Annotated in this window: 16 protein-coding genes, 3 tRNA genes and 2 pseudogenes; 8 read left to right on the top strand and 13 right to left on the bottom strand. The window is 45.0% G+C overall.

The features are described 5' to 3' along the window. Positions 1-25: 25 nt before the first annotated feature. On the top strand, positions 26-1,246 hold the full coding sequence (locus QUB24_RS30200; RefSeq protein WP_333157269.1) for an NB-ARC domain-containing protein: 1,221 nt from the start codon (positions 26-28) through the stop codon (positions 1,244-1,246). Positions 1,247-1,368: 122 nt separating this feature from the next. Here the strand turns inward: QUB24_RS30200 and QUB24_RS30205 are convergent, their stop codons facing one another. The 7 genes from QUB24_RS30205 to QUB24_RS30235 form a co-directional block, all read right to left on the bottom strand. Beyond that, positions 1,369-1,734, bottom strand: coding sequence for a type II toxin-antitoxin system HicB family antitoxin (locus tag QUB24_RS30205; protein ID WP_333157270.1), 366 nt, complete (start codon positions 1,732-1,734; stop codon positions 1,369-1,371). After that, positions 1,706-1,975 (bottom strand): type II toxin-antitoxin system HicA family toxin, encoded by a 270-nt coding sequence (locus QUB24_RS30210; protein ID WP_015178525.1) that lies wholly within the window; start codon positions 1,973-1,975, stop codon positions 1,706-1,708. The genes QUB24_RS30205 and QUB24_RS30210 overlap by 29 nt, the downstream gene beginning before the upstream one ends. 84 nt (positions 1,976-2,059) lie before the next feature. Beyond that, positions 2,060-3,469 carry a ferredoxin:protochlorophyllide reductase (ATP-dependent) subunit N gene (locus tag QUB24_RS30215; protein ID WP_333157271.1) on the bottom strand — a complete coding sequence of 470 codons (1,410 nt, stop codon included), beginning with the start codon at positions 3,467-3,469 and terminating at the stop codon, positions 2,060-2,062. Further along, complete coding sequence (locus tag QUB24_RS30220; RefSeq protein WP_333157272.1) at positions 3,450-3,653, bottom strand: hypothetical protein; 204 nt, start codon at positions 3,651-3,653, stop codon at positions 3,450-3,452. Before QUB24_RS30220 ends, QUB24_RS30215 begins: the two co-directional genes overlap by 20 nt. A gap of 294 nt (positions 3,654-3,947) precedes the next feature. Continuing rightward, a complete protein-coding gene (locus QUB24_RS30225) occupies positions 3,948-5,153 on the bottom strand; it encodes a DUF5331 domain-containing protein (protein WP_333157273.1) in 1,206 nt (401 codons plus the stop codon). A gap of 34 nt (positions 5,154-5,187) precedes the next feature. Then, entirely contained in the window at positions 5,188-6,054 is an 867-nt protein-coding gene (gene bchL, locus QUB24_RS30230) for a ferredoxin:protochlorophyllide reductase (ATP-dependent) iron-sulfur ATP-binding protein (protein ID WP_006634709.1), read from the bottom strand. 947 nt (positions 6,055-7,001) lie between these two features. Beyond that, entirely contained in the window at positions 7,002-9,164 is a 2,163-nt protein-coding gene (locus tag QUB24_RS30235; protein WP_333157274.1) for a CBS domain-containing protein, read from the bottom strand. A gap of 145 nt (positions 9,165-9,309) precedes the next feature. Here QUB24_RS30235 and QUB24_RS30240 point away from each other — a divergent pair, with 145 nt between their 5' ends. After that, positions 9,310-11,868 carry a PhoD-like phosphatase gene (locus tag QUB24_RS30240; protein ID WP_333157275.1) on the top strand — a complete coding sequence of 853 codons (2,559 nt, stop codon included), beginning with the start codon at positions 9,310-9,312 and terminating at the stop codon, positions 11,866-11,868. 384 nt (positions 11,869-12,252) lie between these two features. Here the strand turns inward: QUB24_RS30240 and QUB24_RS30245 are convergent. The 4 genes from QUB24_RS30245 to QUB24_RS30260 all read right to left on the bottom strand — a co-directional run bounded on the left by QUB24_RS30245 (position 12,253) and on the right by QUB24_RS30260 (position 14,927). Next, a tRNA-Thr gene (locus tag QUB24_RS30245) sits at positions 12,253-12,324 on the bottom strand. A 73-nt stretch (positions 12,325-12,397) separates the two neighbouring features. Continuing rightward, positions 12,398-12,479: transfer RNA gene (locus QUB24_RS30250), tRNA-Tyr, on the bottom strand. A 197-nt stretch (positions 12,480-12,676) separates the two neighbouring features. Then, positions 12,677-14,497, bottom strand: coding sequence for an ABC transporter ATP-binding protein (locus QUB24_RS30255; protein WP_333157276.1), 1,821 nt, complete (start codon positions 14,495-14,497; stop codon positions 12,677-12,679). Between the two features lie 289 nt (positions 14,498-14,786). Next, positions 14,787-14,927, bottom strand: a complete 141-nt coding sequence (locus tag QUB24_RS30260) for a hypothetical protein (protein ID WP_172188980.1) — start codon at positions 14,925-14,927, stop codon at positions 14,787-14,789. A gap of 218 nt (positions 14,928-15,145) precedes the next feature. Here QUB24_RS30260 and QUB24_RS30265 point away from each other — a divergent pair. The 4 genes from QUB24_RS30265 (at position 15,146) to QUB24_RS30280 (ending at position 18,614) form a co-directional block, all read left to right on the top strand. Next, positions 15,146-15,217: transfer RNA gene (locus tag QUB24_RS30265), tRNA-Gly, on the top strand. A gap of 249 nt (positions 15,218-15,466) precedes the next feature. Continuing rightward, positions 15,467-15,871 (top strand): hypothetical protein, encoded by a 405-nt coding sequence (locus tag QUB24_RS30270; RefSeq protein WP_333105204.1) that lies wholly within the window; start codon positions 15,467-15,469, stop codon positions 15,869-15,871. 4 nt (positions 15,872-15,875) lie between these two features. Then, the gene (locus QUB24_RS30275; protein WP_333157277.1) at positions 15,876-17,141 is read left to right on the top strand and encodes a glutamate-5-semialdehyde dehydrogenase; all 1,266 of its coding nucleotides are present in this window, start codon (positions 15,876-15,878) and stop codon (positions 17,139-17,141) included. Between the two features lie 321 nt (positions 17,142-17,462). After that, on the top strand, positions 17,463-18,614 hold the full coding sequence (locus QUB24_RS30280) for a fatty acid desaturase (protein ID WP_333157278.1): 1,152 nt from the start codon (positions 17,463-17,465) through the stop codon (positions 18,612-18,614). A 437-nt stretch (positions 18,615-19,051) separates the two neighbouring features. Here QUB24_RS30280 and QUB24_RS30285 read toward each other — a convergent pair whose 3' ends face one another. Beyond that, a complete protein-coding gene (locus QUB24_RS30285) occupies positions 19,052-20,755 on the bottom strand; it encodes a lipoxygenase family protein (protein WP_333157279.1) in 1,704 nt (567 codons plus the stop codon). Between the two features lie 479 nt (positions 20,756-21,234). On the opposite strand from QUB24_RS30285, the gene QUB24_RS33710 reads away from it, so the two are divergent. Then, positions 21,235-21,477 (top strand): transposase, encoded by a 243-nt coding sequence (locus QUB24_RS33710; protein WP_445300447.1) that lies wholly within the window; start codon positions 21,235-21,237, stop codon positions 21,475-21,477. Here QUB24_RS33710 and QUB24_RS30295 read toward each other — a convergent pair. Then, positions 21,443-22,753: pseudogene (locus QUB24_RS30295) on the bottom strand (IS701 family transposase). The gene QUB24_RS33710 and the pseudogene QUB24_RS30295 overlap by 35 nt on opposite strands. A gap of 21 nt (positions 22,754-22,774) precedes the next feature. Between QUB24_RS30295 and QUB24_RS30300 the strand changes: the two are divergent. Beyond that, a pseudogene (locus tag QUB24_RS30300) lies at positions 22,775-23,038 on the top strand (hypothetical protein); the annotation flags it as partial.

The following is a 23,038-nucleotide window of genomic DNA, read 5'->3' on the forward strand; positions in this document are numbered from 1 at the left end:
TTTTTGCTGGCATACATTATAACTAATGATCGCTTATCTTATATTTATATTATACAATCTAGCTGCGTATCAGCTTAACAGCCAAGCAAAAAGTTTGCAATCCTTAGAACTATTAGAATGTCAACAGCTAGACAGCGATATCTCTGTAGCTTATAAGGATGCCCGCGTCTTATCTTTTTCTCCAGAATTTACCGCTACCTCACACCCAAATTTAGGGGAAGCACCTGATATCTCTCCTTTCTACGGACGCACTGAGGAACTAACTACGCTAAAAAAATGGATCGTGCAGGAACGCTGTCGCTTAGTGACACTATTAGGGATGGGCGGTATTGGCAAAACAGCTTTAGCAGTGCAGTTAGTAGAACAGATTAAAGATAAATTTGACTGCGTTATTTGGCGAAGTCTGCAATTTTCACCACCTCTGGCAGGAATTCAGGCAAATCTGCTTCAATTCCTATCTAACCAGCACGCCCACCCCCCTTTTGCAGAGAAAAGCGAGGGAAAGTTTTTAGCGCTAAGCTTAGACGGTTTACTATCCCAGTCAATGGAATATTTGCAAAAGTATCGATGTCTGCTCGTTCTGGATGACGTGCAGATGATTTTCAGCAGCGGAAAATTAGCGGGTCACTACCAAACTGGATATGAGGATTATGGCTTACAATTCAGGCGAGTAGGAGAATTATATCATAATAGTTGTTTAGTCCTGCTCGGTTGGGACAAACCTAGAGAAATTACAGAATTAGAAGGCAAAAACCGACCTTGTAGGTCTATGCAACTGCAAGGTTTAGAGTCGCAAGCTGCACAGGAAATTCTCAAAGATCAAGGTTTAGTTGAAGACGAAAAATGGGAAATACTGATTGACTACTACCAAGGCAATCCCTTATGGTTAAATTTAGTTGCTACAGCGATTCAAGATTTCTTTAATGGCAGCGTTTCTGAATTCTGGCAATACTCTCCGCTGTTTTTGGGTGAAGATTTGAAATGTAGATTGCATCAAGAGTTTAACCGCTTGTCAGATTTAGAAAAACAGGTAATGTCTGTCCTTGCCAATGAGTCTGAGTCAGTTTCTATCTCAAAATTACTAGAGCAAATACAAATATTTCCGACTGATTTACTCGATGCAGTACAATCTTTAGGGCGACGTTCTTTGATTAAAAAAGAAGCACTAAATAAAGGAATAGTTTTCACTCTTGGGCCTGTAGTAAGACAATATGTAAAAACTCAATATGCTAGAAGTTCGAGATGAGGCGATCGCTCTCTTCCCCTCCTGATTCTACACCTTTTGCGCTTTGGCGGTTCATAAAAAAATAAAAGAGCGATCGCCCTTTAACCCTCCCTCAAACTCCATCGTTCTTATCTGATTATCTTTTAACCTGCTTTACTTAACACAACCAGAATGTACTGGTCAAGACTAACTCCTTCCATTTCCGCTTTTTCTGCTAAACTCAAATGTAGAGATTTAGGAATTTGTAAAGATAGACTTCCGCTATACTCAACTTCCGTTGTCGGTAAAGGAATCTCATCTTCACACTCATAAGCTGTTTCTATCCATAATTCCCTAGCTTCCTGAATATTCTCCATCGCTTCCGATAAAGTTTCACCCTGAGACATACAGCCAGGAAGGTCTTTGATTATAGCTGTATAACCTTCGGATTCTGGATAAAAACTGATAGGATATTTAAGACTCAAGTAATAGTCTAGAGATTTAAGCTTGACTTTCGTCTTCTGATTCATCGCTCCATTCCTCCAGTTTTAATAGCACAACAATTTGCTTGACGTATACTCCTTTTACCTTTTTACCACCTTTTTTAGAAACTGTAATTTTTAATCCATCAGCATTTCGGAAAGTATGGTGACTTCCTTTCGATCGCTTTTCTTCAAACCCAAAAGCTGTTAGAATATAGCACACATCGTCAAAGCGCACTTCTGGTGGATTTGCTAAAAATTGTTCTACCAGCTTTCCTAACTTGCCCATGAAGTTTTACAGATGCTTGTACTATTCTAATAAACAAGGGCGGGCATTGCCCACCCTCGCTAGGAGTCCGGTGAAGTTCAAAAATTAAACCTTCGCTTCATTCTTCACCAAATTACCCCAACCCAAATCCTTCAGCGAATTATTCCGGCGCAGCGGACGAGTCACCAACTCCAAAATATCCCGCGCATTACCAAAGCCGTGAATCTGAGCAAAAGTAAACTCAACAGACCACTTAGTATTAATCCCCCGCGCTTCCAAAGGATTAGCGTGAGCCATACCAGTAATCACCAAGTCAATATTCTGCTCGTAAATCCGCTGCAACTGATTGTAATTGTCCGGTTTTTCCACAATCCGAGGAGTAGGAACTCCCATCTCGTGACAAGTCTTTTCTAACAAAGCTAATTCGGCCGCCTGATAGCGCTTGTCCATGTAAGGAATGCCAATTTCCGGGCAAGTCATGCCGCAGCGAATCAAGAAACGTGCTAAAGAAATCTCTAGCAAATTGTCGCCCATAAAGAAGACTGATTTGCCGCGAATTATTTGCAGGTAATCTTCCAAACCAGCCCAAATTTGCGCTTCCCGTTCGTCCAAACCTTTTGGTTCAATTCCCAACACTGAGCAAATCTTCTCAATCCAAGCGCGAGTTCCGTCAGGGCCGATCGGGAATGGCGCACCAATTAGCTTACACTTGCGGCGGCGCATCAACGTAGAAGCTGTGCGCGACAAGAACGGATTCATGCCCGATACATAATAACCTTCTTCCAAGACAGGCAATTCTGTGTAGCGCTTGGAAGGAAGCCAACCGGAAACTTTGATTCCTTGCTTCTTCAATTCTAAGGTTAGCTGAGTGACAACCGGATCGGGCAAAGAACCGAAAAGTACCAGTGGCGTGTGCTTGACATATTCCGATTCATCTGCTGCAACTTCGTCTTTTTTCTTGCCGAAATTCAGCAGTTGAGAGATAGCATTTCTTTCTTGCTTCTGAGCTTCTACAACAGGAGCTTTGTCAGGACATTTAGCAGCCATCGCTGCTAAAACGGTATCTTCCCCTTGAGTAAAAGCGTAATCCAAGCCGTTAGCGCGGGCTGTGACGATGGGAATGCCAATTTCGGCTTCGAGTTTGGGCGCCAAGCCTTCCAAGTCCATTTTGATGATTTCGGTGGTGCAAGTGCCGATCCAAACAATGACGCTGGGGTTACGATCGCGCTTAATTTGCAAACACAGCCGCTTCAACTCATCATAATCGTTTAACTGAGCGGAAATATCACCTTCTTCCAACTCAGCCATCGCATAGCGAGGCTCAGCAAAAATCATCACGCCCATTGCGTTTTGCAAGAAATAGCCGCAAGTCTTAGTACCGATGACCAAGAAAAAGCTATCTTCAATTTTTTGATAAAGCCAAGCTACGCAGCTAATCGGACAAAAGGTGTGATAATTGCCTGTTTCGCATTCAAAGTTTAAAGCTTCCGGTTCATTAGTAGTAATAGCAGTCATATTTCAAATGTTCTCCCTTTAAATTGTTTTTCGTCTCGAACAGGACTTGCGGCGGAGCGAGGAAACACCTGGATTTTGCGATCGTCTCGGTGCGATCGCCCACCAGAGGAATAGGTTGTTTTTCCTCTCGAACGCGAACAGGGCAGCGGCGATAAAATACCTGTTTTGTGCGATCGCGACGCACAGCGAACAATAAATAGAAATACCTATTTTTGGGCTAATTCCTCTGAAAAATAGATGCAGCCCACTCAATATTTCTGCAGCAGCCGCAGCATCCAAAATTTTGGCTAAAAAATTCTGCGCGAGGGCATACAATCCCTCACAGCAGGGATTTAGTGTTCTTCAACTCCCTCGCGGCAAAAAGCCTTTTGGCAGTTGTGAGTTGGAGCTAATTAAAAATTAACAACTCGCAACCCACAACTCACAAATAGAGCGGGAAACATTAAGACTAGAACAGATGCGGGCGATCGCAACAACCTCACTTAAAATCAGATAAAAAGCCGGAAATTTCTTCATCTTCATCGTCGGAATCCAAATCACCGAGATCTAGAGCATCTAAATCATCTTCATCTGGATCTCCGGTAGTTGCTTCCCCCAGATCGTCGAGTCCGAGATCGTCGAGGTCATCGTCATCAGATACAGAGAAATCGTCAATACCGTCATCGTCCAAGTCGCCCAGATCCATATCTAGGTCATCTGAGGTCGCTGTCCCAAAAGGATCGGGTATTTCTTCGGCGACAAACTCTGCATCTTCTTCCCCAAACGGATCGGAAATCCCCGATTCGAGATCTCCAGAGGTCAAAGTCCCAAATTGTGAGGCTTCATCTTCCTCGTCATCATCGCCGAGGTCGAGACCGCCCAAAGCCAAGGCTTCATCTTCCTCGTCATCATCGCCGAGGTCGAGACCGCCCAAAGCCAAGGCTTCATCTTCCTCATCGTCACCCATATCAAAGTCAGATACGGCGTCTTCCTCATCGTCGCCCATATCAAAGTCAGATACGGCGTCTTCCTCATCGTCTTCGAGACCGAGACCGTCCAAAGCCGAGGCTTCTTCCTCGTCATCGCCCATGTCGAAGTCGGAGACCGCTTCTTCCTCGTCATCGCCCATGTCGAAGTCGGAGACCGCTTCTTCCTCAAACTCATCGAAGGATTCCTCCTCGGAGCTCATTGCTGACGCTGCTGCTGCCAGACCGGCGACTCCGGCGACTCCGGCGACTACTCCGGCTGCTGCTAAGGCTGCACCGCCCAATTTCTTAGATTTGGCTGCGGGTGCAGCAGTGGCAGTTTGAGCGGCTGCGGGTGCAGCAGTGGCAGTTTGAGCGGCTGCGGGTGCAGCAGTGGCAGTTTGAGCGGCTGCGGGTGTTGGAGATGTGCCGATCGTCTGCGGCGCGATATTTGAGGGCATACCCAGCGCGATGTCCGGGTCAAAATTTAGCCCCAACACTTCGATCAGGCTGTCTGCATCCGGCTTGAGTTTTGAGAAGGGCAGCATTAATTGCTGGAGTTCCGGCTCCAGGGCAGCCGCAATTCCCAGGATGAGGTAAGAAACAGGCCTTTTCCCGCCGTCGGGTGTGGCGACCGTGTTCTCAGCCGTCATGTGCAGGAGCAGCCAAGCCCGATTTACCTGGTAGTAGTCCAACCACTTCTGTTTGAGAGCAACTGAAAAAGTATCAAAAAAAGCCATAACCTCTTTATCCTCATCCTGATCGCTAGACCTATTAAACCATCATCAGGTCTAGCTCATCTTCCTCCTTCTTGACCACCGGTTGCACTGGATTTAGATAAAAATCTGAAAGTAAGGCGAATAATTCGCGATCGGGCGTGTCGTTGGGCACTACTCCTTCGGGCATTGCCAAAATTTGGTCAGCGATGTTGAGGTAGTAATCGCAGACATAGTTGAGGGAAGGATCGCTTTCGGCCATCTCAAACAATGTTTTGCCTTTGACGCGAGAAACTCGGATGTCTTCAATCAGGGGCAGCACTTCCAGCACCGGCATGGGTACAGAGTCAATGTACTTGTCGATCAAGTCGCGCTTTGAGGTGCGGTTGCCAATTAAACCAGCGAGCCGCAACGGGTGAGTGCGGGCTTTTTCGCGGACTGAGGCGGCGATGCGGTTGGCTGCAAATAAAGCGTCGAACCCGTTGTCGGTAACAATCATGCAGTAATCGGCGTAGTTCAATGGGGCTGCAAAACCGCCGCACACTACGTCACCGAGTACGTCGAACAGGATGATGTCGTATTCGTCGAAGGCATTGAGTTCTTTGAGCAGTTTGACGGTTTCACCGACTACATAGCCACCGCAGCCAGCTCCTGCGGGAGGGCCCCCTGCTTCTACGCAGTCAACGCCGCCGTAGCCTTTGTATATGACATCTTCGGGCCAAACGTCTTCGTAGTGATAGTCCTTTTGCTGAAGGGTGTCAATAATTGTGGGGATCAAGAAGCCAGTGAGGGTAAATGTGCTGTCGTGCTTTGGATCGCAACCGATTTGCAAAACTTTCTTGCCGCGCTTGGCTAGGGCAACGGAGATGTTGCAGCTTGTTGTCGATTTACCAATTCCACCTTTTCCGTAAACTGCTAGTTTCACTCTTGGTTCTCCTATAGGTTTCTATCAAAACGATGAGGGCTGGGTTTTGATGCTTTTTTTCGATCGCCCAATTGCCATAGCCCAATTGCCATAGCCCAATTGCAATTCCCTTACTGTCAGTCGATTTGAGATTTCAGATTTGAGATTAAAGAATGGACTCCACAGATGAATCTGGAGCTTCTCTCTAACTAAAATTTTCGATCTCGACGACTTTTGTTTGGGGCTTGTATCCGTCTTTGGGTTAGACCCATTTTGGACTCTGCCCTTAGTCACCTCGTTGAAAGCATTATTAGCTAACTTGCGATGAAAAGAAAGGGGGCGTCTAAATGAAAATGCTAGTAAATTTGTTTATTTTGCATCTTTGGGAATCTTAACTGGTTTTTTGATATAAAAATCTATTTTTAGATTATTTTTAGATTTTAAATTGATTTTAGAATACTTTCTTAATATAAAGAGGTACAAAAATAAAACAAAAATTAACTTCTCAAACAATCTGGGCTTTTGGCTTTGGGGCTAGGATGCAGGCAGTTGATGGCTTGTGCGGGTAACTGGAACGGTCATAAAGGCGCTAGTGGATGAGGCAAACTCGAAGTGAGTTCGGATCAGTGGGGTCAGGGGAGGGCAAATTTATGGGATTTGAGATTTGAGATTTGAGATTTTAGATTGGGAAAGATTGACTTTGCTGGGGTTTCTGGTGTTTTGTAAAAAATTGTGAATTTTTAGGAAATGGTGGGGAGTGGGAGAGTGGGGGAGGGGGAGAGGAGGAGGGGGGAGAGTTGGAGAGTTGGAGATTGGGAGAATATTATTTTTTCCCAATGACTACTGATACCAGTTAAAAAAAAGAATGCAACTGTAGGCCCGTGCTCCAAACCACGAGCTTCCTCTGTCATTTCCAATTCTTCAATCTAAAATCTAAAATCTAAAATCTAAAATCGTATGGCTGCTGACTAATGACAACTGACGATCGGAATCTCGATCGCAAATTCAGTGCCCCGTCCAGCTTCCGAAACGCAGTCGAGTCGCCCCCCGTGCTGTTCGACAACTAAATGGTAAGAAATCGACAGTCCCAACCCAGTGCCCTTGCCGACTGGTTTGGTAGTAAAAAACGGGTCAAATAATTGGCGACGAATCTCCTCCGGTATGCCCCGCCCGTTGTCGGAAATGCGGATCGCCACAAAATCGTCCCCAACAACTTCAGTACGAATTTTAATTGTGGGAACAGTCAATGGAGAATTAGGATTTGACGCGGGTGAATTTTTCGCATTTCTCGCCGCCCATTCCCCTTGCTGGATTTCTTCATCCAAAGCATCAATAGCATTGCCGATAATATTCATGAACACCTGATTGATCTGACCGGCACAGCACTCGATGTTGGGCAAATTGCCGTATTCTTTAATAATGTTAATAGTTGGATGTGCTCCGTGGGCTTTGAGCCGGTGCTGCAAAATCAACAAAGTGGTTTCAAGTCCCTCGTGAATGTCAACGAGCTGGATGTTAGATTGATCGGATCTGGAAAAATTACGCATCGACACAACTATTTGGCGGATGCGCTCGGTTCCTACTTGCATAGAAGACACTAGCTTAGATAAGTCTTCTACCAAAAAATCGACTTCCATCTCTGCGGCTGCTTCCCGAATTTCCGAGGCTGGTTCGGGATAGTGCTGCTGGTAAAGTTCCAAAAGTTGGAGCAATTCTTTGATGTAGTGGCTGGCGTGGGAAAGGTTGCCGTAGATAAAATTAACAGGATTGTTAATTTCGTGAGCGATACCGGCAATCATTTGTCCCAAAGAAGACATTTTTTCGGTTTGCACTAATTGAGTTTGAGTTTGCTGCAACTTTCGCACAGTTTGCTCTAATTGCTGCGCTTGATTTTTCAAGCAAGTTTGCTTTCGCCGCAGGACTTCTTCGACTCGCTGGCGCTTGATAATATCCCGTCTCAACAATTCATTTGATTCTAAAAGTTGAGCGGTGCGTTCTTCAACTTGTTTTTTTAAGTCGTCGTGAGCTTGGCGCAGGGCTTCTTGGGCCCGCTGCCGCTCTAAAATTTCTTGCTGCAAAAGTTCGTTGGCTTTCTGCAATTGGGTGGCTCTATCGTCCACTGCTTGTTGCAACAGCTCGATCGTCCCATACATTTCAGATTGGTTAAAAACTTGTGGCAAACTTGTCTCAGAAACAACACCCAAAAGTTCTCCCTGGCTGCCAACTACTACCAAACGGCGGACGCAGTGGCGCTGCATGGACTGGTGGACACTCCAGAGAGAATCGGCCGGAGATATGCAAAATAAAGGCGCACTCATGGCCCTTGCTGCCGGGATTTCCGAGAGGTTTAATTCGAGGGCGTGAAACTGCACGATGTCGCGCTCGGTGACAATGCCGATCGGAATTTGATAATTTTGTGTTGGTGCGATCGGCTGCTCTGGATGCGGGATTGGCTCTTCGACAATGACGACGGAACTAACTCGATGCTTGACCATGAGCTGGGCTAAATCGAGGGCTGAGGCAGTTTTTGGGGCCCAAATGACTTCTTTCGTCATGACATCTGCTGCACAGCGCAAATTGGTTAGCAAGTTAATTGGTTGCAGGGCTTCGTGGATGGCTTCGCGGGTGATGATACCGAGAAGTCGCGAGTCGTCGTCCACTACGGGCAAATGCCGGATCTGGTGCTGGCGTAAGGTGAACATAGCTGTGAAAATATCTGGAGACTCGGATTTTTTGAGGGTAATGGGCGATCGAGTCATTACGTCAGCAATTGTCAGTCCGACTGTACAAGCTGCGACGGTAGTTAGCTTGACGATATCCCGTTCTGTAAAAATGCCGATGGGCCGATGATCTTCCACGACTAAGACGCAACTGCGCTTGGCTGCGCTAGCAACAGCGTTTTGTTTTTCGCCACAAAGCTGACATGAGACGCGCATCGGGTTCATGAGAGCCAACACCTGGGCGATCGGGGTTTCTGGAGCCACGGTGAGGGGGTGGCGGTTGATCGCCCGATCTAAAGGTGACGAGTAGAGCTGTCGGCTGTTGGGGCGTCCAGCGGGTTCTGATGATTTAATTACCGACAACTGCGGGGCTGAATCTAGGAAATGCTGTAATTGTTCTTCTTGTAGCATGATTATTAATTTTAGTTAATGAATTGTTACAATTTTTGAGACTGGGGTTGGCAGACTTAGCATTAATTAAGCGGGTGACAGATGCTTGATCGCCTAAAATCTGATTGCTAGAACACTCTTATTTAATTTTTATTTTTTAAATCCTATGTCGTGGACTCCCTTAAGTCATCGAATTCATCACTTGCCGCTTATCCTTGCGGGCCCGATTTTGCGCCGGACTGAAAGTCGGGCCGTGACAGTTTGGGTGGCTCTGAAAGCACCCCGCCAAGTCGAACTCAAGGTTTATTCGACAGAGGGCGGAACCGGCGAAATTGTCGATCGGCCCTTGCTCCAAGGTGCGAGCTCTACCGTGCAGCTCGGCAAATACCTGCACGTAGTCGCGGTGACTGCTAAACCAATTAATAGCAACCTCTTGACATCTGGGCAAATTTATGCTTATGACATCAAGTTTACTGGGAGTAGCGAGTCGCCGTCGGCGGGTGCAGTCCCAGAAAATGAGACAGAAAATCTCATTTCTTGCCTTTGGCCTGCCGCCCCAGATTTATCGGCTTTGGGGCCGGAGACGATTAGTTATTTCGCTCACCAGTTGCCCACTTTTGCCCTGCCGCCACAGGATTTAAACTATTTGCGTATCGTTCACGGTTCTTGTCGCAAGCCCCACGGAGACGGCAGAGATGCGCTGCCAATCTTGGATAATTCGATCGAACAGTTTGCAGGAACGGCAAATAGCAGGCCCCACCAACTGTTTTTAACGGGCGACCAAATTTACGGCGACGACGTTGCCGATGCCATGTTGTGGGCCTTGACTGACGCTGGCGATACACTGTTGGGCTGGGAAGAAAGTCTACCCCTGATGGATGATGCCCAAATAAAAAAGAATTTGTGTATCAGTATACCTAAAAATTCGGAAAACGAAACTGCACTTGGCCAAGAGAGGGAAATTTTTAGAGAGTCGCCAATTCAGAAACCGTCTGATGCTGAGTATCAGTCCAAAAAACCAATTGAGTTACAGCCGGGGACTCGCAGCGATATTGCCAGAGATTTTGGCGGCTTTACGGCGATGTTGGTGAATAAACCCAACAATGCTAAAAGTCACTTGTTTAGCTTGGGCGAATATTATGCGATGTATTTGTTAGTTTGGTCGCCGGTACTCTGGTGTACGAGTTTTCCGAAGGGTAAGGATATTTGTCCAAATTCTAAGCAGGCAAAAGTCTGGGATAGAGAAGTTGTTGAACTTAACGGTTTTGCTCGCAATTTGTGGAGGGTGAGGAGGGCGCTAGCAAATATTCCTAGTTATATGATTTGCGACGACCATGATGTTAGCGACGATTTTTATTTGAATCGAGAGTGGTGTTACCGGGTGCTGGGGAAGCCGCTGGGCCGGCGGGTGGTGCAGAATGCTTTGCTGGCTTACGCTGTGTTTCAGGCTTGGGGAAATACGCCCGCACAGTTCGATCGCGAAAAACCGGGAGATAAATTATTCCAGGCTGCTGAAAAATGGTCTGCTTCGGCGGGGACTGATGTTTCTGCTTGGGAGGAGGCGGCTTCCTATTTGGGCATTCCCGGACTCGACCCAAAAACTCATTTGCCTAAGTTGAAATTAGATGAAGATGTTTTTATTTTGGATCGAGATGACGATGGTGTAAATGAGGTTTTGAATTGGCATTTTACTGTGAGAAGTTTTAAGCACGAGGTGATTGTGCTGGATACGCGGAATTGGCGGGGGTATCCGGTGAAAAGTGCGATCGATCCACCGATGCTTTTGACTCACAAAGGTTTTGAGGAGCAAATTCAGAAACCTTTGAGGGAGACTGATTTGCTGAATAAAACAGGGGAGTTTGATATTGAGGCGACACTGGTGGTTGTCCCGACTAATTTGGTGGGTTTGTGGATTATTGATGCGGTGCAAAAGTGGGATGTGGAACAGGGGAAGGTTTTTAATAGTGATGCGGGGGATGCTTGGAATTTTCATGAGTTAGCTTTTGTAAAGCTGTTGTCGGAGTTTTTTAAGCACCGCGATCGGGTGATTGTGTTGAGCGGGGATATTCACTATGCTGCTGCTGTGCGGCTGAGTTATTGGTCTGATTGTCATTTTGGCGATTCTCGGCCGAATATTGAGCCTTTGACGAGGGAGAATTATCGGTCAAATTGTCAATATTCTGTGTTGGCGCAGTTGACTGCTAGTGCTTTGATCAATGAGGAGTGGAAAACGCATTTAATTCATACTAAGATTAAGTCGCTGTTTCCTGAGCGATCGCACGAATGTTTGGGATGGAATGAGCCGCTGGAATTAATGAAAATTCCCAGGAGTAGCAGAAAGAAAGCTATGGCTGCTGCTGTCAGGAATAGACAATCTCTGCCTGACTGGGGCTATCGGATTGACTGGATTAAACGGCAAAGAGCTCGGGTATTTTTGCTGCTAGAAAAGGGAACTGCGTCAGATCGATCTCATAAAAATAAACAATTGTCATTCCTGCGTAGGTTGTGGAATTTTATAGCGCTGTTGTGGCGCAATCGTTGGCTGCAAGAGGGTGATGAGATTGTGGGATATAGCAATATTGCGATCGTCAGTTTTCAGTGGCCTGCTGATGATGATGGGGAGAAGGCGGTGATGCAAAATATTTATTGGCGGCCTCTTTGGGAGCCGGATAGTGTAGTTTATAGTCAATATTTTGTGCCACTGGGATTGGATGAGGATGATTAGATTCACGATTTATTGAACAAGTCGGGGATTTGGATATGGGTACAATATTGTGATCGGTTTGTGGCAGTGTCCGCCGGGGGTGAAACCCCAGTCTCATAGCTAAAGTCGCTTGGAACTGAGATGTTACACCATTCTCAAGAACAGGCTTTTCGGCCTGTTCCACAAAGAATAAGTTTTCTTGTGGGGAGTCGCAGAATTTCCATAGCCAGCCGACTTTATCAACCAGTTGAAGACCAGACGCAAAAAGTCGAGGGCCAACTTGGCAGAGATGGAAGTCGTTTTGGACATATTAGAAAACCCATCAGCACGAAAGTTCAGCGGAAAACTAACCTTCTTGCTGTTCGATAAACGTGAAACCCTTGATGGATATAGCAGAAAATAGAAAGCCCGTGACGAGATTTGAACTCGTGACTTCCTCCTTACCAAGGAGGTACTCTACCACTGAGTTACACGGGCATAAAAAATTAAGAATCTCCAATTAAAAAATTAATTTTTAATTCTTAAATTTTAACTTTTTATTAAATTGAGGTGGGCCGAGCTAGATTTGAACTAGCGTAGGCGTAGCCAGCGGATTTACAGTCCGCCCCCATTAACCGCTCGGGCATCGACCCATTTCCATCACAGTTATACATCCTAGCACCAGAATCTTTATTTGCAACATTATATTTAAAACTCTAATCATTAAGTTGAGAACACATAAGTTAGTTAGCGGCAGACAGGAAAATGGAACACTGTTCACGGTGTGCATTGCTACGTCTAGGCTGGGTGCCCGCCCGGAACACCCTAAGTCTAGACTAAGAGGAAATCCCTAATTCACTAATTCCCCGGTTTCTTGCAGGGAGTGCAGGCGGCGGTAAATACCTTGTTGACTCAAAAGTTCTTCGTGGCTGCCAACTTCGACGATTCTACCGCCGTCGAGTACGACGATCGCATCGGCTTCGCGAATTGTACTCAGTCTGTGGGCAATAATGATGGTGGTGCGCGTACCGAGGATATTTCGCATGGCTATCTGGATCGATCGCTCGCTTTCATAGTCCAAACTAGAAGTAGCCTCATCAAAAATTAACACATCCGGTTCCACCAAGAGCGCCCTCGCAATCCCCAACCGCTGCCGCTGACCGCCGGACAACCGCATTCCTCTCTCCCCGACCACGGTATAGTAACCTTGGGGCAACAGCCGCACAAAATCGTCTACTTTGGCGATGCGACAAGCATCCTCAACTTGCTCGAAAGTTGCATTTCGGTTTCCGTAAGTCAAATTTTCCAGCAAAGTACCGTTAAAAACGTCTACTTCTTGGTGGACAATGGCTAAACGCTGGCGGTAGCGAGTCACGTCTAAGCTGCAAATGTCTTCGCCGTCGATCAGAATGCGGCCGGAGTTGGGTTCAAAGTAGCGAAACAGAAGTTTAACTAAAGTCGATTTCCCGGAACCCGATCGCCCGACTAATGCTACAGTTTGACGGGGATGAATCAATAAATTCACATCTTGCAAAACGGGTTTTTGACTGTCGTACCCGAATGTCAAACCGCTGAACTCAACTTTGCCGGTAAATTTATAAGGTGGCTGTGCCGATCGAGCATTTTCTGCTAAATTAACCGCATCAACACCGTCGGGCGTTTGCATAAACTCGTGGAACCGGATCATTGAAGAATAACGCCGCGCCAATGATTCGGCGATAATGCTAATCGGACGCAGTTGGGAATATGCCATGCTTGCCAACGTGTAAACGGTAACAAAATATCCGATGGAAATTTTGCCTGCAACCGTGGCTGCTAGGTTAAAACCAAGAACTGAAAACAAACACAACTGGACGATCGTCTGCTGGTATGTCCCCAGGGTGACGTATCCTTTGTGAATGCGGTGGATCACGACTTTTAATTCGCGATCGAGTCTGGTGGTTTGCCTTTTGAGTTCATCGCTTTCTGTGGCAAAAGCTTTGACTGTTTTGATGTTGGTGATAATTTCCGAGTTGCGGCTTTCGGTATCTTCGATGTATTCATCGAGAATTTCTTCCCGCGTAGTCACCTGTTGCAGGCCTTTGAGGGTGAAACTGAGGATAAATAGGAATGAAACCAAAATTAATAAGCCAATCCGCCACTCAATTAAGCAGATAACGGCAAAAATGCCGATTAAGCGGACGACTTCGGGGATGAATTCGCCGGCAATTTCTGGGTAAGTCCAAGTATGGTTGGCGATGCCTTTGGCAATGCGGCTGGCAATCCGTCCGGCGTTGTTTTCGTCGTAGAATTCTAGGGGTAAGGTGAGGATTTTGCAGATCGCACTTCTCATTCGATCGCGCCTCGCCCTCAATGGTATCGCCCAGTGAAACCAATTTCCTACCCAAGGTTCGATCGGTGCTTTGGCTACTGTTACCACAAAAATTATGCCCAGCAAGACGGATAGCGATAATATTTTGTTGGGTGAGTGCTGGGTAACAGAGGCGATCGCTGTTATGAGTTTTTGGGTTAGTGTATCTGTAGGTTGACCCGACAATACGTTTAATATTTGACCGATCGCGTAGGGTACAAGCAAATCGGCTAGTGCCAAAACGCTGGATGCGCCTATGCTGTAAACTGAGCTTTTCCAGTAGCGACTGTAGTATTTGAAGATGTCCTGAAAGCTTGCCATAAATTTGTGTTGAGATACAACCCTTGCAAACACTTGCATCTAAAATTGCGCTCTCGGCGCCCTTTGTTTACAAGTGTACTACAAAAGTAGTTGATCGGGAAGTCATCTCGGCTCATGCTAGCGACTCGCCCGATCGGGTGATTTATGGCAATCATTTGATCGTCAGCAATCGATCCGCATTCCTGGGCAATAAATTCAAGACTAAGGGCAAAAACATGCAAAAGACAGAATTTTTCTTAAATTCTGCCTTCTGAGCAATGCCTTATAAGTTTTACGTTTGAGTAGTCTGTTAGCTGAAGGTGTAGGCTGATTGCAACGCCCACCAGATCAAGAAGCCGATTCCGCCGGCAATGACAATCGCCGAAATGGCGATCGCTATAGGACTGTCAGCTCCCTTGAACTTCATGATTCCGCGATTTAAATCTGACATGACAGTGTTCTCCCACAATTCCAGCTTGATTGTAGCTTTGCCGTGGGCCGATGGCGGTCAATTTTCACGGCAATTACTGATTTGGTTAATGATCGGGCTGCTGAAATTCCAGGTGGGGAGTGGGTTTCGGGGGGTTTACGGGATTTGTGAAAAAAACTTACTAAAAAGACTTGACAAATTTCGAGAATTGAGACAATATTGTTAATACCGCAGGAAATGCGGGTGTAGCTCAGTGGTAGAGCGTCACCTTGCCAAGGTGAATGTCGCGCGTTCGAATCGCGTCACCCGCTTTAGAAGATAAAAAAAATCAAGGAAACCGGAAAGTAGATAAAGAAAGTTTTCGGTATACTCCTAATGATGGTTGAAAATACCTAAGTTAGTGGTAAGATTGAATGCAGAACTTGCAAGTCAAAATTGCCGCTCGGGCGATATCTCGGAACAGGCAGTTGAAAGTCTCGCTTTGGCGGAATTGACAAGTTGGATTAAGTGGATATGTTAACGATTATTTTTGCAAAAACGCTTTTTTTATCCGATCGCTAGTGCCATCTCAAAAAGCTCCAAAGATTGACTTAAACGATGAGTACCCCTGTCCTTGCCGACGCCGGGGTCGTCTAGTTCCCATAACGTTGACAGAAGCCTTTGGCTGCAACCGCTGTCAACAAATATTTGTATTGGACGAAAGTGGATACGTGATCGAGCAACTATCAACGAACTATCCTTACAAGCAGGCTTGGCGGTGGACGGGCCACCAGTGGAACAGAGCGCATCCGGGTTTGAAGGCCCATTACTTGCCACTGGCTTTGGGTATGATATTGGTGCCGCTAGTGATTTGGTTGCCCTTGGCGCTACACTCGCCGGGCCCGAATATTATTCTGTGGGCAATGGTCGCCGTGCTGCTAGCAATGCTGCCGGCGCTGATGGTATGGCTGGCTTATAGGCGTTAGCTAGATGATAATAGAGGATTTTACCCATTCATCAGATGCCGCAAATGTCGCGCGTCGCGCTTATCAAGCTTCTTTGGAGTTGGCTACGACAAAGAGTGCCGATCGCGCTGCAGCTTTGCAGGCGATGGCGGGCTCGCTGAAACGCCGGCAAAATGATATTTTAGAAGCAAATACTCTGGATCTAGAAGCGAGTCGGGACATGGCGATTCCCGAGTTGATTGTGGAGTGGTTGAAGCTGACGCCGGAACGGATCAAGACAACTGTGCAAATTCTGCAACGGTTGGGGGAAATGCCAGATCCGATCGGTAGGGTGATCAATGCTTCTTATCAGGTCGATCGCTGTCAGGTTTACTGTCAGTCGCTGCCACTGGGGGCGATCGCTCTAATTTACGAGGCGTTTCCAGAGTTGGGGGCGATCGCCGCGGGTTTGTCTCTCAAAAGCGCTAACAGTTTGATTCTTAAAGGCGGCAGCGAAAGCTGGCAAACTAATGCTGTAATTGGGGAAGCTTTGGTGTCGGCGATCGATGAGGTAGGTTTGCCATCGGGATGTTTGCAGGTACTGCCGCCGGATCGGGGCGCTTCGATCAGAGAATTGGTCACTCAAGACCAATATCTCAATTTAATTATTCCCTACGGCAGGCCAAGTTTGGTGCAGCAGGTAGTTAGGCTGTGTACAGCACCAGTTTTGAGGTCGGCAATGGGAAATTGTTACCTTTATTGGTCGCCGACTGGTAGTTTGGAGATGGCAAGGTGGATGATTTTGGACAGCCATCAAAGCGTGCCCGATCCTGTTAATGCGATCGAGAAAGTGCTGATCGATCGCAACCAAAAGCCTTCTTCCTTAGTCAGGCTTTGGAACAGTTTAAAAGAAAAAGGCTTTCAAATTAGCGCCGATGCGGATCTTGTCGCAGATTTCCCAGAGTTGAAGCTGGCGGAACCATACGAGTGGACTCAACCGTATTTAAACAAAACCATAGCGTTTAAAGTTGTCGATAGTTTAGAAATTGCGATCGGCTGGATCAACCGCTACAGCAGTGGCCACGCTGACTGCATTGCCACTGAATCTTACTTAGAAAGTCGCCAATTTGCTCTGGATGTTAACAGCGCCTCAACTTTTATTAATGCCTCACCTCGGTTTTGGCGCTATCAAAATCGGGGAGATGCGATATTTTTGGGAATGTCCAACCAAAAAGGTTATCGCCGGGGATTGATCGGGTTAGATACGCTGACGACAATTAAAGAAATTGTTCAGGGAAACGGGCTTTTTTAATCTTATAAGTTATTTAGAATTGGTTATTGGGATTAAACCAAAGTCAACAGTGGGAGACTATTATCGATGCGTAAGCCTTTAATAGTTGTTCCAAAAATATTTTTATAGGATACAATAATATCTGGGTAGAACAATCAGGCAGCCTTGATCTAAAGCAATTTGATCGCAAGCTCCAGGATAGCCGCAGTGGAGACCGATAAAATCTCCGCATCCTAACAATAAGCCGCCGGATTTATGTGTGGGTTCAATCTAAAATCGGGTACGGGATCTAATTAAATTTAGAAACTTATTAACTCACATGAAAATACTCTTAGCGATCACATGAAATCCGAAAAATCACTCAATACTGTAGACAAGACTGCAACGCCGACTTTAGGCAAAGAAACGCTAATTCCACACTCACTATACGCTAAGAAATTGCGCCCAATCCTGCCATCAGAAGCCTTTAAACCAGATTCTAGCAAGTTGGTTATACTGTTCATTAATATGGCCATTTTGCTACTGGGTTGGGGGATTGCCGATTGTCTAGATCAGTGGCCCATCTATCTTCTATGGCTTTATTTACCTTTATCTTTAATTATGGGTAATAGTATAGTAACTATGGGATTTTTCGCCCATGATTTCATGCACGGTAGCGTCAATAAAAAGTCTCGTATGACTTATCATATAATTAGTTTTCTAGGGTTTGCAATGATGTTTATGCCTTCTACTCAGTGGAAATATGTTCATAACATTGTACATCACAGTCAAACAAATTATCTAGAAGATCCGGATCGCAATTACCTTTACCACCAGCCGAATAGTTGGGGAAAATGGATTCATAATTTCTTTGCGCCAGCGATTGATAATCCATCTTGGTTATTAATAGTAGGACTTCCAGCATCGTGGTTATTTCATCAATTTTGCCACCTCTCGTCGAGCCTATTGTTTAATAATAAAATTGTGGATTATGTGCCCGCTGCATTCACAGTCAGTCAGAAAGATAGATTAAAAATTGCTCTTGAGTTGTTTGCGGTTTTATGCCTGCATTTTAGCATTTTATTCTATTTAGAGTTTCATGCGCTAAAAATCGTTCTTGGGTACTTGCTACCCTTAGCAATCGGTCATACAGTTGCAATGTTTTATATCTACACAAATCACCTGATTTGTCGGATGACGAGTGTTAATGACCCGCTGATTAATAGTCTTTCAATACGGGTTCCCAAAATAGTTGATTTGTTGCATTTCAATTTTTCATATCACACGGAGCATCATATTTTCCCTAGTCTTAACTCAGACTATTACCCTTTGGTTCAAGAGTTGATCCAAATTCACTATCCTGGGCGGATGAATTTACTGGATGCTGGTGAAGCTTGGCAATTGTTAATGAAAACTCCTCGGCATTACAAAGATGAAGTCACCTTAACTGATTATTTAGGGGAAACTTCGGTAAATTGCCCTCTTGAGAATTCTGCTGTAACACCTTTGCCATAGCTAAATACACCCGTTACGCTCACAAGTGTCCCCCAGACTACAACTAGAAACCGACGCTAACGAGCAATTTCACCTGACGGGATAACCAGCCCGTCAGGCTTAGAGTTCTACATCCAAAATATTCCCACGGGTTGATTCAGAAAGATAATTCTATTTATTTGTATTATTAGTAATCGCGATATTATGGTGCAAGAGTTGTTGAAAATTCACTATCCTGATCGCATGAATTTAATCGATGCTGGCGACGCTTGACGCTTGCTGCTGGAAACACCCCGGAATTATCAAGATGAAGTTACCTTCACTGATTCGTCTGGTATATTGTCCGTGAATTGCTCGATCGCTGAAGACAAAAAAAGCTGAGAAGGGGCAAAGGAATTTTCTTTTGGGGAGTAGGGGTTGGGTGTCTCGCCCAACCCCTACTCTCCAAAAATACACTCCTACATACTGATGCTATTTAGCACCAACGAAGGCTTGAGAGCCATGTAAGGAATTACTCGTTTTTGATTGTTGGCGTCAATCCTTTGTTCTGCCATATTCAAATTTTGCTGGAACTGTCTGGCTAAAAGTTGGATCGGGGTTCCCGCAAAAACTTCGTCGAAGCTCATCCGGTAGAGTTCTCGGAAAGATTTATCGTAATAACCCAAACGGTCATATCGATAAGCTGACAAAATAAACAGAATTTGCAGTTGATTGGCCGCTCGTTTGTACGGAGGAAGCAACCGTAAAATGTCCTTTTCCGTAATCACTTCTAGATTACCCGAAGCGGTAATCCTAGGAATGTCCCGGTAGGCGGCCAAAGGCATATTAGCTGCAAAACTCATGTATTCATACTGGGGAAAATTGACTGCAGAATGCTGTGGGCCACAGGTAAAAATTACAGTTGTGACAATTGCAATTAATTGTTCAACTGTGTCGATGTGGTCTGGCATTCCTTTGACTTTACCGCCGTTATCAGACGCTAATTCTTGAGCCCAGGTTTGCAGTTCCACATCTTGTACGATCGCCTGATTCGTCGGGTAAAAGAATTTAAGATAGCCCGATACAAAGGTTTCAATCGCATCCCAAAGCAACAATCCATCATCTCGGTAAGGATAGTGAGGCAGTTGATTGGGGTCATCCATTCCCCGATTTTTCAGTTCAGCGGGTAAGGCAAATTGATCGAGACTCCATGTACTGCACGCTTCTCTAGTCAGTTCCATTGTCTCCGCCAAGGTACCGCCTAGCAATTCATCAACAGGCCCGCCGGGATTGATCAATCGAGAACGTGCCAGATCGTTGTTGGTCAACATAAAGCGAAAGTGCGGTTTCAGCAGCATGCTAAGCGGGTGATTTTTAGCCAACTGTCGGGCGGTGACGATCGCAATTGGTTCCATCACCAGATGAGTTCGACCTAAATGCGAACTCATTTCATGGTGATTAGCATCTGCTACTTGCACGCAGAGTTTCGCAAACAGCCAATCGACAGGAGGATCGAATGGGGTGTAGACATGGCTATCTGGGTTGGGATCTAGTTGAATGGCAATAGGTGTCATTTCACCGCGATCGCGGACTCCAGTCCACCGCCAAGCGAAAAAAGCCCGTGGTTTCGGCAAGTATTTTCTGCCTTTTTCATAGGTTCCGCCTCCAACGAGAGCAGGCGCGCGATAGTGTTCGTCAGTACCGGTGTAATCGGCAATGTAAATGTTTTTTTGCTGCAACTCTTGGTGCAGATCGAATAATGGGTGCAAACTGGAAAGACCCCTCAGTGTTTCTGCCCGAGGATCGCTGGCATTTAAGAGGCGAAGCACCATCGGATTTACTCCAGACAGGCGCTGTTCTGCAAAAGAGCGATCGGTTTGGTAAATTTTGGCAACTCCAGGTAGCGGCAGCACAGTAAAAAAGTCTTCATAGTCTTGGAGTTCGTCGAGAGGATCGAGAAAAGTTCTCGAATCGGCTGCCAGCATATTTGCCGGAAGTTCCGATGTTGCTAATATCCGTTCTGCAAGATATTTGCTCGAAAAGTTCTCGACTGCGGGCACATCTTTCAATAATGCCAAAGGTGATAAACTCTCATAGTCAAACTGATAAACTTGTTGCTGACGATTCAAGGAATCTTTGCGCTGTTCTTGGTTCGGGTCCTCTTGAGGAAGAGAAGGTTTCATATTGTCTACCATTGTATAAATCAACTCTCTTTTTGTAGTAAAAAATCGAATATCATCACTACCGATAGAGGAGGGAATTTAAAAAGTATTGTGCAGGCTCACGCTTGATATAGGTCTTATTCACCGAGCAATAATCTTATTCCGGATGTTTTTAAAGTCAGAAAAATTCCTCAAAATAAGGCAACACTTCTCGATCGCCCTAAATCTAGAGCATCGGTTCAGTATGCGACCTTGACAAAACAGACGGAAAATGATATGTGAATTGAGAAGCCTGTTAAATTCTCACAATCAGGAAGAAGGAAGAAACCTTATGCGCCCTCACTTATGGCATCCTCCAATTGAACTCTCAGAAAGAGAATCGTTGATTATCAAACGCATTAAACGAGCCAAGCTCTTCACGTTTCTAAGGGCTCAACCGTTCATTGATATTTAATGATGAGTTTCAAGAAGAACTTGCTACAATCTTTAAAGATAGCACCGTGGGTCATAGCCCAGTTCCTCCTGCAAAAATTGCCTTGGCAATTATTCTGCAAGCCTACTTAGGCATTTCTGATGATGAAGTAATTGAAGAAAGGCTGATGGATCAACGTTGGCAGTTAGTTCTCGATTGTCTCAAGTGTGAAAGTCCGCCTTTGGGCAAAGCCACTTTGGTGAGATTCAGAAAGGGCTTAACCCTCTTTTGTCACTCTACGCAGAGGAAAAGTGGAAATAAGGGATATTGAGGTTTGGAAAAATTGAACGACTTAAATTATTGACAAGCATTTGAAGTTTTAAAAAGCCCTCGGATAACTTAGGAACAGTAAAAACTTGAAGCCAAGGTTTAATAAAGTTAAATAGTACAAATGGTTGAATTATTAAACGGAGGTTGTTAAGAATATTTTTCCACCCCTTTCCTCGCTCCCACCCTGGATGTGATGAAAAATTAGATTCAGATTGTGGTGGTAATTTTAGCAGTTGTTCAGAGTGGAGACTAACCATCAAATAAGCGCTAAAAATAATTTCCCACCATTTTTCTATTTGTGAATAATTAGTTAAGCGAAAATCTGCCCATCCTAATTCGTTTTTACTTTGCTTCAAACCATATTCTACCCAAGTTCTTAAACCATAAAAATTACCTACTTCTCTGGGTGTAATGTTGGGAAATTTACTCATTACATACCAAGTAGTGTTTTTGGGCAGCTCCTCTTTATCAGTTGTGATTTGCCAATATTTAATTTCCGGATTATCACCACAAATAATCTCTCTTATATATCTGTCTTCCGAGCTTAAATCTGAGAAGACACGTTTGAATCTTTGCCACTTTGAATATTTGACTTTCGTGTCTGTAACTCCCTATGCTTTGTGGTTAGAGCGAATTGCCACAATAAAATTTAGATTCAATTCTTCTAGTATTTGAATAAAATTTTTACTACTCTCTCCGTATAAACTATCTGCTAGGACCCGATTAAATTTAAATCCCATCGCACGCAATTGTTTGATCATTTTTGCGGCAATTTCAGGTTTAGTTAGATATTCATCTCCGGGTTGCAGTCTTTCTCTCGGTTTATAAACTTCAAATAATAGAGGAAAAGTCAGGCCAGATAAAACACCATACGCTGTAACTGCAACGATACCATTATCTGTTTTACCTAAATTTCCAATGTACTGTCGTTTTACATAATCAGTCGCATCCCCCTTTTTTTTATCTCCGGTATCATCAATTATTAGTAATATTGGGCGCCCTTGAAGTACATATAATATTAATTCTAATCGTTTCTGACTTAATTCTTTTACATCCCAAGGTGATTGTGTTAAAAAATGGTGTAATGCTTGATGATTATCTAGCCCTATAACTTTCGCTCTTGATGGTAGTGTTTTGCGTTTTATGTCCGATATCATACCGACATGTAAGTACTTAAAAGCTTCAAAGCTCCTAACTTCTGGAAATATGTTTTGATAAATTTGACAGTATTCATCTATAAATTTGACTGTGGGTACTGGTTTACGAGGCTCTACCATAGGACTGGCAATGCTTTTGGGGTGTGTCACTGCTTATACTACCACGAGAGTGACAAAAGAGGGTTAATTAAAAAAGAACTGGACCAACGTTTAATTGACCGCACCGTAGAGATTGCCAAACAAAAAGGTGGGTTTGGCTCATCTCAACTCAAAGCGGCTTTAGATTCGTCGCCGTTATGGGGAGGCAGCAAAGTTGAAGATACATATAATCTATTGGGTCATGCTTTGCGTAAAGCAGTGAGTGTGATAGCTGCTGGACAGGGGCGGGAGCCAGCAGAAATTGCC

The sequence above is a fragment of the Microcoleus sp. B9-D4 genome (genome assembly GCF_036705105.1).
In the GTDB taxonomy this organism is placed as follows: domain Bacteria; phylum Cyanobacteriota; class Cyanobacteriia; order Cyanobacteriales; family Microcoleaceae; genus Microcoleus.